The sequence below is a fragment of the Streptomyces sp. NPDC059718 genome (genome assembly GCF_042733315.1).
In the GTDB taxonomy this organism is placed as follows: Bacteria; Actinomycetota; Actinomycetes; order Streptomycetales; family Streptomycetaceae; genus Actinacidiphila.
Map to the genome: position 1 here is coordinate 22,781 of NZ_JBHWGA010000072.1, position 10,291 is coordinate 33,071.

Here is a 10,291-nt window from a genome sequence, read left to right on the forward strand (position 1 = left end):
TCCCGGTGCCGTCACGCCCGGATGGGGATGAGGAGGAGCGCCAGGCACGTCCGCTTCCTTCCACTCGCGCGCCACGGCTGATCGCGACGCCCTCGGCGATAGGCTCAGATTTATCGATACAATCTGTCTCTGTCGAATCATAGTGTCGCTGAAACGTCGCGGCGTATACTGCGCTGGTGCCGAAGCTGTGGAACGAGACGATCGAGACCCATCGCCACGCGGTGCGGGAAGCCATCCTGGAAGCGACTTGGTCGTTGGTGACCGAGCAGGGGCCGATGTCGGTGTCTATGTCTCAGGTCGCGGAGAAGGCTGGGATCGGGCGCGCGACGCTCTACAAGTACTTCCCGGATGTCGAGTCGATCTTGACGGCCTTCCATGAACGGCACGTCACCGCACACCTCGAGCAGCTGACCGCACTGAAAAATGGGCCGGGCGACCCCGGCGAGCGCCTCGAAGCGGTGCTGGAGGCGTATGCCTTCATCTCCCAGCACCGCGCACGGCACGGCACGGAAGAACTCTCGGCACTCCTACACCGAGGCGAGACCGTCGCCCGGGCCGAGCAGGAACTCACTGACCTGTTCCGTGATCTGATCACGGAGGTCGCGGAAAGCGGCGGCCTGCGCGAAGACGTCTCACCCGATGAGCTCGCAAGCTACTGCCTCCACGCCCTCACCGCGGCGGCCGGCCTCCCGACCGAGGCGGCCGTCCGCCGACTCGTCACTGTCACCCTCACAGGACTGCGCTCCGTTTGACCGCCACGGGGATAGAGGCCAACTCAAGGCGGACCTCCAATTGCATGGCTGAAGGCGCGCCCGCACTCCGTGAAACTCCCAGGACGCACGGGATCGGGCGTCGGCGCGGGCGCGGGCGCGGGCGCGCGTGAGTGTGCGTCTGCGTGACGGTTAGCCTGGCGGCCATGTACTACCTGGTTGTCGACGACGAGATCCGCCTGACCGATCTGGTCGTCCGCTACCTCGGCGAGTCAGGCCACGTCGTCGAGGGCCGCTATGACGGGCTCGCCGGGCTGGCCGCCGCGCGTGACCCTCGTCTGGACGGAGTGGTCCTGGACGTGATGTTGCCAGGCCTGAGCGGCGTGGAGGTGTGCCGCACGCTGCGCGACGAGGGCATCGACGTGCCCGTGATTTTGCTGACCGCGCGCGGGGCGATCAGCGAGCGGGTCGCCGGCCTGGACGCCGGCGCCGATGACTACCTGGTCAAGCCTTTCGCCATGTAGGAGCTGCTCGCCCGCCTGCGGGCGATCTCCCGGCGCCGCCCTGAGTCCACCGGCCGCCTGCAGGTCGGCGACCTCGTCCTCGACCCCGAACAGCAGCGCGCCTGGCGTGGGAACATCGAACTCGACCTGTCCCGACGGGAGTTCGATGTACTGCGGGTGCTGATGGAGAACGCCGGCGGGTCGTCACCCGCCTCCAGCTCCTCAACGAGGTCTGGGACGGTGAGACCGACCTGCGCAGCAACGCCATCGACGTCCACGTCTCCAAGGTGCGTGCCAAGGTCGAACGGGCCTTCGACCGTACGACGATCACGACCCTGCGCGGACGCGACTACCGACTGGAGACCGCCCCGTGAGACCCCCCAGCTGGCGACTGCGGGCGCGGCTGCAGCGGCTACCGGTCGTTACCCGTCTCGTGGTCGCGGTGGCCGTCACCATGTCCCTCGTCCTGACCGGTGCGGCGGCCCTCGTCTACTGGCGAGTCGAGACCGCCCTGGACCGGCAGCTCGATGACGACCTGACCACCTACCAGCACACCCTCGGCCGGGCCGTGCGCAGCGGCTCCGCGCTCCCGCCCGGCCCCAGTGGCAGCCTCCACCAGGTCCTTGACGCACAGGGCCACGTCCTGGGCTCCAGCGATACCGCACGCCGCGAACTGCTGCTCACCTCCGCTGAACTGGATTTTGTCGCCCACGGGCGTACGGTCCAGCGCGACGTCGGCTCTCTGCTGCCGATCACATCGGACACCCTCCGTGTCCAAGCCGCGCGGGTCACCGCCGATGGGCAGGCGGGCATCGTGGTCGCGGCGGTGCGCCGCGGTCATCGTGACGAGGCGTTGCGCGAGCTCCTCGCTCAACTGGCCTTCGCCTCGGGCCTGACCCTGATCGCGGCCTCGTACGTCGGATACCGCACCGCCCGTGCCGCGCTACGCCCCGTGGAGCGCTACCGCAGCGGTGCCGCCGCCCTCGCCGACGGCGGCCAGGACGTGCGCCTGGACGTCCCGGCCGACCGCGACGACGAGATTACGCGTCTCGGCCACACCCTCAACCGCATGCTCGACCGGCTGGCCGCCTCCACTGCCCGCGAGCACCAGTTCATAGCGGACGCCAGCCACGAGCTGCGCACCCCGCTCACCCTGATGCGCGCCGAACTCGACGTCGCCCTGCACCGGCCACGCACCGCCGAGGAGTTGACAACCACCCTGCGCTCCTTGGACGCCGAGGTCAGCCGCCTGGTCACGCTGGCCAACACCCTCCTCGACCTGGAACAGCTGGACAGCGGCGAACGCATCCGGCGCGTCCCCGTCGACCTGGGCCGCCTCCTCGACGACGCCTCCGTCCGCTACCGGGCGGCGGTCGAGCGCGCCGGACGTACCCTGGCCGTCGAGCACGACCGGGCCGCCGTGCGCGTCGACCCGCACTGGCTGGAGCTGGCCATCGGTACCCTGCTCGGCAACGCCCTGCGGCACGGCGCCGGTGCGATCGGGCTGCGCGCGACGGTCCAAGGCGGGCGCCTGAGCCTGTCGGTGACCGATGAGGGTCCCGGTTTCCCGGCCGACTTCCTCCCGCACGCCTTCGACCGCTTCACCCGCGCCGAAACCAGCCGCACCACCCCCGGCACAGGCCTCGGCCTCGCCTTGGTCGCCGCGGTTGCCGCCTCCCACGACGGCACCGCACACGCCGAGAACACCTCGCCCGGCGCCGCCGTCACCCTCGACATCAGCTGCTGAGACGACGGCGTACGACCCCGATGACCGGACCGGCGGCGATCAGCACGGCCAAGGCCGCGTACCCGTGGGTGAGGGTGGTCGCCATGGCCACGACGGCTACGAGCAACGGGCCGCCCGCGTCGCCGAGTTCACGGCCGAGTTCGGCGGCGCCCATGGTCTGGCCGAGGCGTTCGGAATGGGTGGACGCGGCGAGGGCGGCAAAGCCGAGCGGGGTGATCAGGCCGGTGCCGGTGCCGATCAGGGCGGCGCCGGTCAGGATGCCGGCCAGGCCGGGCAGCATGGCGCAGCCCAGTCCGGCGGCCGTCAGCAGCAGTCCAGCGGTGAGACCGGATCGGGTGGTGAGGAGTCCCGCGTCCAGCGCGCGTCCGGCCCGTGGCTGAACGACGGCCGCGCAGGCGGCGAGCACCGACACGGCGGCGCCGGTGGTCACCGTGCCCAGCCCGGCCACCCTGCCTGAGACGGGAAGGAAGCCCACGCCGACCGAGAGGGCGGCGGTCGCCGCGGCCAGTGCCGCGGTCGGGGCCAGGAAGGCGGGGTCGGCCAGCCGCCGGGCGAGGCCGAGCACCGTCTGCCGGACCTTGGGCAGCGGCGGTACGACGGGCACGGCGAGCGCCGCCCATACGGCCACCGCCGCGCCGAGCACCGCCAGGACTGCGAACAGCAGTCGCAGGCCACCGGCCCACACCAGCACCCCGCCGAGCAGCGGCCCGAGGGTGTAGCCGATTGATTTGTAGAAGCCGTAACTGCCGAACGCCCGGCCGTGTTTCGCAGCCGGATTGAGGCGGGCGACCAGCGCGGAGGCGGAGGGTGAGAACGCGGAGGCTGCGGCGCCCTGGCCAAGGCGGGCCGCCCAGAGCCAGCCCGGGCTGTCCGCCAGGACATAGAGCGTGGAGGCGGCAGCGAAGGCGATGAGACCGCCGAGCAGCACGGGCCGGGCGCCGATGTGGTCGGCGAGGGTGCCGAACATCGGCTTCAGCAGCACCTCGGCGCCGTCGTAAAGCGCGAGCAGACCCCCGAGCACCATCAGCGAGGTGACCGCGTCCGCGGTGTGGCCGCCTAGGTTGGCGGCGATGCCGTGCGCGCCGAAGGCTGTGGTGAACCCGGCTGCGTACAGCGGCCACATCTGCCTGGCCGGAGCCGCCTGCACAGTCGTAGGCGTACTCACTGATCCTGCTCCAGGGTCTGGTGCAGGGCGGCGAAGACGCGTTCCGCGTAGTCCTCGCAGGCGGCGGCGCACTGTTTGAGACGTTCGGCGGCTTCCGCCGCTTCCGGTGCGCCGAACACGTCCCGCGCGGTCAGATCGCGGTGCCAGCGCCGCAGCCGTTCCAGCGACTGCTCCTCTTCTTCGAGCTCGGCCATGGTGAACTTGGCGATACGGATCTCCTTGGCCAGCTCGGCCTCGAACTTGCCACAGTCGGCGAGGAACTCTGCCCAGTCCGCGGACCGGGCGGTGGTGAACAGCGCCTGGAACCGGGTGGCGTCTTCGGTACTGCGCCCAGAGGCGTTCAGGGTCACCGCCTGGCCGTCGGCCTGTCCGGCGAGTTCGAGCGCGCGGGCGACGCCGTCCGCGAAGACGGGCACGTCGGGTACGGCCCAGATGCCCTGGCCGAGCGAAAGCGCGCCGATCTTGCGCAGCTCTCGCCAGACCGCGACCCGGTGCCGCGAGGGCTCCGCGGGGAGCTTGATCACGAGGACGAGCCAGCGACTCCCGGCTTCCACGTTAGCGTTCATCACACCATGAAATGTAGCAGCCGTTACATTCGACGCCGTAGTGAGATGTGGTCAGACGGTGAGCACTTTCGTCGCCGGAAGGTCGAGCAACAAAACCCCACCCCGAGGTGATCCGATAGACCACGAAAGCGTTGAAGCAGTGCGTGCGACAAACTTCAGCAGTCAGGCGATGGAGGCGAACGCGACCACGAACGAGACAGCAGTGTCGACGGGCCGAGGGGCAGCGTGGACCCTGGCACCCACGGCGTGCCTCAGCTCGTAGAGGCCGGCTCTGGTCAGGGCCGTCTCGTCGTCGACAAAGAGGAAGTGCAGGCCGGACAGCGTAACCGGCTGGTTCGTGAACCCGGATGCCCCGGCCGAAGGTCCCGACAGCCTGGCAGTCGGGACCTTCGGCCGGAGCATCCGGGTTGGGGACGTCCTTGCCGGTCTTCTTGTCGGTGATGGTCGCCGTTCCGATGAGCTTGGAGGGGCCGCCGGCAACGTACGTCGAGTCGGCCCTGATCTGCAGTTCGAACTTTCCGACCTGCACCTGGTGGGTGTCGTCGTGGAAGGTGACCATGCAGATCCAGTCGGTTCCGGAGTCCGTATCGGCGACCTTCGGGCCGCCACGGTCACAGTCGGCGGAAGGGGCGATTCCGGCGACGGTGATACCGGGGATTTCCAGGATGGCCGCCTGCTGGACGTACAGGTTCGCGAACGTTGGGGCCAGTGCTCGCTCGACTCGGGCCATCTGCGGCGCCAGAGCGGTCGCCCAATTGGCGATCACCAGAGCAAGTGCCGAGCCGGAGGGGATGAGCTGGCCGCCGAGTCCGACCAGGGGCTGGATGCCGATGATCAGCAGGCTGGAGCCGATGGTGCTCGCTTCCAGAACGGCTAGCGAGACGACGGTGAACGCGGTCGCGGCGAGCGTCTTCGCCCAGAAGATCTGGCCGCGGGTGACCGACCGGGTCAGGATGGTCTTCCACGTGCCGTGCTGGTCCTCACTGGCGAAGGTGTCGCCAGCCACGAGGGCTGCCAGCATCGGGAAGATCCATTGAGAGCCGAAGGCGAGGATGAACAGCGGTGCCGCGTATCCGCTGGTGTGGATCTGCCAGCCGTAGATGGTGTCGCTGGGCGTCTGCTGCTGGCCGTTGGCTGGCCCGACCCGAGCCGGACGTTGTTCGTCGACGACCGCAGCGAGAACATCGCAGCCGCCGCCCGCCTCGGGATGCGCACGTTGCACTACACCGGCAACCTCGGCGAGCTCGCGTACCACCTCCCGAAGCTGCACCCCGCACCGGCCGTAGTCCTGCCGATCGGCGCCAATTCATCGGCGGCCGCCTGACGCCCGAACTCGCAGACGAGCCGGGCACGCTCAGGCCCCCACCCTGGCCGCGCCCGGCTCTTGTCACGCGTTGGTTGCCGGACCGCGCGCTCCTGACTGTCGCACCCCTCCACTAGTTTCCCGATCGTGAACGACGGAATCGCGTGGATCGACGATGAACTGGGTCCCGACGGCTTCTCCCTGCTGATGGTGAAGGGCATCGGCCACGAGGAACTGGCCGTCCGGCTGGGTGCGCAGCCAGGCACCCTCATGGATCCGGACACGGCCAGTGAGACGCTGGGGCCCTCCCACGGCCTTAGCGAGTCGGGCCTGCCGGACTACGCAATGGTGGGAGACACCGGCAACGGCTGGGCCTTTGCGATCGAGTCACCCGAGGTACGCACCCGCGGTGACCGGCTCGCCCCTGAGAGAGACCTCTGGTCTAAGTACACCGTCGTGGACGTGTCCGACACCACCCAGGATCCACCGGTCATCCACGCCGCGAGGAACCCGCGGTAGGACAGGTGCTCGCGCTTGGCGCGGGCCAGCGCCCTAAGGTCCGTTCGGACCTGAGCCGTCACCGGGCCAGCCGGAGTTGCGGGGATCGAGGTGGGGCGGAGGGCTGGTCGGCTGTGTCGTAGGAACGAATGGTTGTGGGTATGCCTGGGATACAGGCGCGGGTAGCGGATGACCGATCCGTGTTTCGATCTCGCTCTGTAAGAGATACCCGAGCTCCTCACGGGCGTAACGTGCTTCAGCTTCGATATCTGCGAGACCGGATGTGTCCGACAGACCCAGAATGATCTCGCGCAGTTGCCTGACGGTCTCCCACATCCTTGTCATGGCAGAGCCCGACCCGTCCGTGGTAGCTGCGGGCACACGGCGCAGTTCGACGCCTGGGCGCGCGAGATCGGTCACCGCGGCGGTGACGGTCTCCATTGCGGACTCGGTGGCCTCGTCGAAAGCAACGATGTCCACGGTTTTGCCCGCCTGGAGATCCTGAACGACGCGGTGCACCAGTCGAAGCCAGGCATGCCCCGCCTGCCGTGCCTTCGCTACCGTCACATGGGCATCGCCACTCTGCTGGGTGCTGTCGCGGCGCCTTTCCAGCAGAACTGGACCATACACTCCGCCGATCGCGCCCAGTACCGCCCCGCCAAGGCCGCTGATCGTGCTGAACAGCACTGTCGTATCCACCACAGCGCCCAGTGTGACTGAACAGAACCAGAACTGATACACCGACCACGGCCACCACCGGCTCCCGGAAGAAGCTGGTGGTACAGCAGGCCGCCACGATGACCCCGGGGAAGCCCGGCGCGAAGCCAGAGGTTTGCCGTTGCGCCCCAGGATGCAGTTGCTGCAACGCTGAACAGCGTCTTGACGGTCTCAGACACAGAGCAGGTGATGTGGACGATCAGGTGGCGTCAGGCGGCACCGAGTAGGTGGTGTAGCCGCTTCAACACGTCGAAGACCCAGAATGCCGTCGCTCGGGTCAGTCCTGCCAGCGGCCGCGCACGCCGGACAGGGTGAAACCGGGGCCGACCGCGACCACGAGGCCGTCGCTACCAGCGGCCGGGGGATCGGCGTGGGTCCGGGCAAGGACGTCGAGCGCGGCCACGCCGCCGAGGTTGCCGACCTCCCGCAGGGAGTCGACGGAATGCCCAGCAGCCTGCGGAACAAGCCCGATGCCTTCTGCCATGTCGGAGATGATGCGCGGGCCCCCGGGGTGGACGACGGCCCGGTCGGGCTGCCACGGGCCCATCCACTCCTGCAGCAGCGGCAGCGTGTCCACAGCCGCCCGGGCGGCCTTCTTCGTGGAGTCGAAGTGCAAGCCCTCGTGGTCGAGCCGTCCCCAGTACCGGTCCAGGGAATCGGGCAGAAGGATCTCCACCCCGTCCTCCACCGCCATCCCGGCGCCGAGTGGTTCATCGGTGACCAGGACCGCACCTGCGCTGTCCCCGAACAGGGCCCGGTAGATCATGGAGTCGATCGTGGTGTCCGTGCGGTGGTAGATCGCCGACAGAACCTCCGCCACCGTCACCAACACGCGGCTGCCCGGCCTGGCCTTGAGATAGTCCGCGGCCCGTACCAGGGCATGTACGCCGCCGGCGCAGGCGAGCGTGGCCAGGGTATCCGCGACACCGTCGGGCGCAGCCCCAGGGCACCGATGAGGTGCACGTCAAGGTTGGGGACCGCCCAGGACGTGGTGTGGGAGGTGATGACACAGTCCACGTCCGTGGCACGCACCCCGGACGATTCAAGAGCCTGCCGCGCCGCTTGCACGGCCATCTCGGCCGCGTCACCGAAGGCCTCCTCAATCCGCTACCGCGCGCCACGAGGGTGCGCCACCTCCGACAACGGCCGGGTGAAGTACCGGGTGTCCACCCCGCAGCCCGTCACCGCCCGCAGGATCACGGCCAGCCGGGCATGATCTGGATGGTGCGAGCGGATGTCGTCGAGGATCTCGCCGGTGGTCACCTTGTGCGGCGGCAAGACGATGCGGGGACAGGTGACGAACGCGGTCAAAATCGCTCCACTCGTGCCGATCAACAGCCAGCAAGACGTGCCGACACGCTAAGCCAAGTCATCCAGTGCGATCACCTGTTGAGTCGTACAAAGTTCAACACACCTGCTCTGCCCCGATCTCAGCGTGTCTCTGCCTACCACCACGCCGGGGTACGCGGCCCGAACTCCAGCAGCGCGGGGTCGGCCGCCGCCCGCTCACCATCCGCGGGAACCCGGACCGACGCGGCCGCCGGTCCAGCGTCCGACTGGGCCGACACCTGGCTTGGCGCTACGAGGACAGGCTCAGCCGGCTCGGCCGGAGCCGACCGTTGCGGGGCCGGCCAGGGCAGCTTGAAGAAGTTCGCAGTCACGACAGCAGTTCCTTCCGAACGGGGTCAGTGAGCACTGGAGGCGAGGCGCAGAGCGCGCGAGAGAGGGAGGCACGCCACGACGCCCAGTAGCGCGCAGCCACCGAGCAGGGCGGCCACCAGCGGGCGGCCGCCGGTGCTGAGGGCGACGGCGATGCCCAGTGGAGGCAGCGACGCCACTGCGGAGGATGCGGAGATCACGGCCTGGTAGCGGCCTACGGCGCCGTCCGGAGCGGCGGTGGACAGGTAGGCGCCGACGGCGATGCTGTAACAGACCTCGCCGGGGACCAGGGCCGCACAGGCGATCGCGTAGCCGAGCGTGGTGTGCTGGTAGGCCGCGACGCCGATACCCGCGCCAACAACGGCCGTACCGGTTGCGAGGATGGCGACGGGGGAGAACCGCAAAGCGTCTCCGCGGCCGATGAGCAGCCGCGTCAGGGGCGGCGTGAGGACCAGCACGGCCACCGTGTTGGCGATCATCGCGGTGCCGTAGGCGGTGGGCGGCAGGCCGTCGGAGGTCATCAGCAGCGGCAGGACCGACACCATGCCCCACGCGCACACCATGGCTGCCACAGAGACCACGGCGATCCACCGCAGGGTGGGATCGGCGAGGACCTGGCGGTACGTGAGCGCGCCAGCGTCACCAACGGGTGCGGCTTCGGGGGCGCCAAGGAGACGCCAAGCCAGCAGCGCGAACGCCACGCACACCGCCGCGTTGGCGACGAAGAGTGGCCGGTAGCCGTAGTGGTGGGCGGCGTAGCCGCCGAGACCACCGCACACCGCGATCCCGACGTTGATCGACCAGTACAGCGCGGTCTGTGCCCGAGCGCGGCCGCCGCTGGAGGCGATGTGGGTGTTGATCGCCGCCGAGACGGCCGGGCGGTAGGTCTCCATGGTCAGGCCGAGGCAGACCGACACGATCAGCAGTGCGGGCAGCGATGCCACCAGGGTCAGCGCGACGCAGGACAGCGCGGCGAAGCCCATCATGACGACCAGCGCGGATCGCTGGCCGGCACGGTCGGTCAGCTGGCCGGAGACGGCCTGACCGAGGCACCAGCCGACGCCGAACAGCGTCATGGACGCGCCGGCGGCGGTGGTGCCGTGCGCGGTGCCAACGAAGTAGCCCAGGAAGTCCCAGCTGAAGCCAGCCGCTTTCACGAACAGAGAGGCGGAGATCAGCGCCCAGACGATGGAGCGGCCCCCTCGGAAGGGCGCTGTATGCCGAGGGAGGCCGAGGGGTGCATCGGTGGTCGCCACAGGCGGGTCCCCTTGCAGATCACGACCGATGGGTGCGGGCAAGGCAGAAGGCGGCCGCCGGGTGCGGCCGCCTTCTGACCAGGGGAGCGCGGGTCGCTCAGGTGGGGCGGACGGCCCGGCGCGGTCGGCCCCCGTACGGGCGGCGGGTGGGGCGGATGCGGTTCGGG

General features: G+C 69.4%; 11 protein-coding genes and 2 pseudogenes. 5 read left to right on the forward strand and 8 right to left on the reverse strand.

Annotated features, from left to right (window positions below; all coding sequences use genetic code 11):
- Positions 1-176: 176 nt before the first annotated feature.
- The 4 genes from ACFV3E_RS43180 to ACFV3E_RS43195 all read left to right on the forward strand — a co-directional run bounded on the left by ACFV3E_RS43180 (position 177) and on the right by ACFV3E_RS43195 (position 2,960).
- Positions 177-752: a TetR/AcrR family transcriptional regulator gene (locus tag ACFV3E_RS43180; protein WP_500541524.1), complete on the forward strand. Its 576-nt coding sequence runs from the start codon at positions 177-179 to the stop codon at positions 750-752.
- A 164-nt stretch (positions 753-916) separates the two neighbouring features.
- Complete coding sequence (locus ACFV3E_RS43185) at positions 917-1,234, forward strand: response regulator (protein WP_500541526.1); 318 nt, start codon at positions 917-919, stop codon at positions 1,232-1,234.
- Positions 1,235-1,464: 230 nt separating this feature from the next.
- Complete coding sequence (locus tag ACFV3E_RS43190; RefSeq protein ID WP_500541540.1) at positions 1,465-1,587, forward strand: helix-turn-helix domain-containing protein; 123 nt, start codon at positions 1,465-1,467, stop codon at positions 1,585-1,587.
- Entirely contained in the window at positions 1,584-2,960 is a 1,377-nt protein-coding gene (locus tag ACFV3E_RS43195; RefSeq protein WP_500541528.1) for a sensor histidine kinase, read from the forward strand. Before ACFV3E_RS43190 ends, ACFV3E_RS43195 begins: the two co-directional genes overlap by 4 nt.
- Here ACFV3E_RS43195 and ACFV3E_RS43200 read toward each other — a convergent pair.
- From ACFV3E_RS43200 to ACFV3E_RS43215, 4 genes and pseudogenes are all read right to left on the reverse strand, one after another.
- Entirely contained in the window at positions 2,950-4,083 is a 1,134-nt protein-coding gene (locus tag ACFV3E_RS43200) for an MFS transporter (RefSeq protein ID WP_500541542.1), read from the reverse strand. The two genes, ACFV3E_RS43195 and ACFV3E_RS43200, sit on opposite strands and share 11 nt — an antisense overlap.
- A gap of 38 nt (positions 4,084-4,121) precedes the next feature.
- Entirely contained in the window at positions 4,122-4,691 is a 570-nt protein-coding gene (locus ACFV3E_RS43205; protein WP_500541530.1) for a Chromate resistance protein ChrB, read from the reverse strand.
- Positions 4,692-4,791: 100 nt separating this feature from the next.
- Positions 4,792-4,973, reverse strand: a pseudogene (locus tag ACFV3E_RS43210) (undecaprenyl-diphosphatase); the annotation flags it as partial.
- A 541-nt stretch (positions 4,974-5,514) separates the two neighbouring features.
- Positions 5,515-5,961 (reverse strand): annotated as a pseudogene (locus ACFV3E_RS43215) (ABC transporter permease); the annotation flags it as partial.
- Positions 5,962-6,141: 180 nt separating this feature from the next.
- Between ACFV3E_RS43215 and ACFV3E_RS43220 the strand changes: the two are divergent.
- A complete protein-coding gene (locus tag ACFV3E_RS43220; RefSeq protein WP_500541532.1) occupies positions 6,142-6,513 on the forward strand; it encodes a hypothetical protein in 372 nt (123 codons plus the stop codon).
- 33 nt (positions 6,514-6,546) lie between these two features.
- Here ACFV3E_RS43220 and ACFV3E_RS43225 read toward each other — a convergent pair whose 3' ends face one another.
- The 4 genes from ACFV3E_RS43225 to ACFV3E_RS43240 form a co-directional block, all read right to left on the reverse strand.
- Positions 6,547-7,194, reverse strand: a complete 648-nt coding sequence (locus ACFV3E_RS43225; protein ID WP_500541534.1) for a hypothetical protein — start codon at positions 7,192-7,194, stop codon at positions 6,547-6,549.
- Between the two features lie 292 nt (positions 7,195-7,486).
- Positions 7,487-8,122, reverse strand: a complete 636-nt coding sequence (locus tag ACFV3E_RS43230; protein WP_500541544.1) for a hypothetical protein — start codon at positions 8,120-8,122, stop codon at positions 7,487-7,489.
- A gap of 194 nt (positions 8,123-8,316) precedes the next feature.
- Positions 8,317-8,520, reverse strand: a complete 204-nt coding sequence (locus ACFV3E_RS43235) for a hypothetical protein (protein ID WP_500541536.1) — start codon at positions 8,518-8,520, stop codon at positions 8,317-8,319.
- 374 nt (positions 8,521-8,894) lie between these two features.
- The gene (locus tag ACFV3E_RS43240; RefSeq protein WP_500541538.1) at positions 8,895-10,025 is read right to left on the reverse strand and encodes an MFS transporter; all 1,131 of its coding nucleotides are present in this window, start codon (positions 10,023-10,025) and stop codon (positions 8,895-8,897) included.
- Positions 10,026-10,291: the final 266 nt, after the last annotated feature.

What these genes read in the sequence shown, in the direction of transcription:
- ACFV3E_RS43200 (WP_500541542.1), bottom strand. Translation starts at nt 4,083, where the DNA reads ATGTGGCCGCTGTACGCAGCCGGGTTCACCACAGCCTTCGGCGCGCAC.
- ACFV3E_RS43185 (WP_500541526.1), top strand. Translation starts at nt 917, where the DNA reads ATGTACTACCTGGTTGTCGACGACGAGATCCGCCTGACCGATCTGGTC.
- ACFV3E_RS43205 (WP_500541530.1), bottom strand. Translation starts at nt 4,691, where the DNA reads ATGAACGCTAACGTGGAAGCCGGGAGTCGCTGGCTCGTCCTCGTGATC.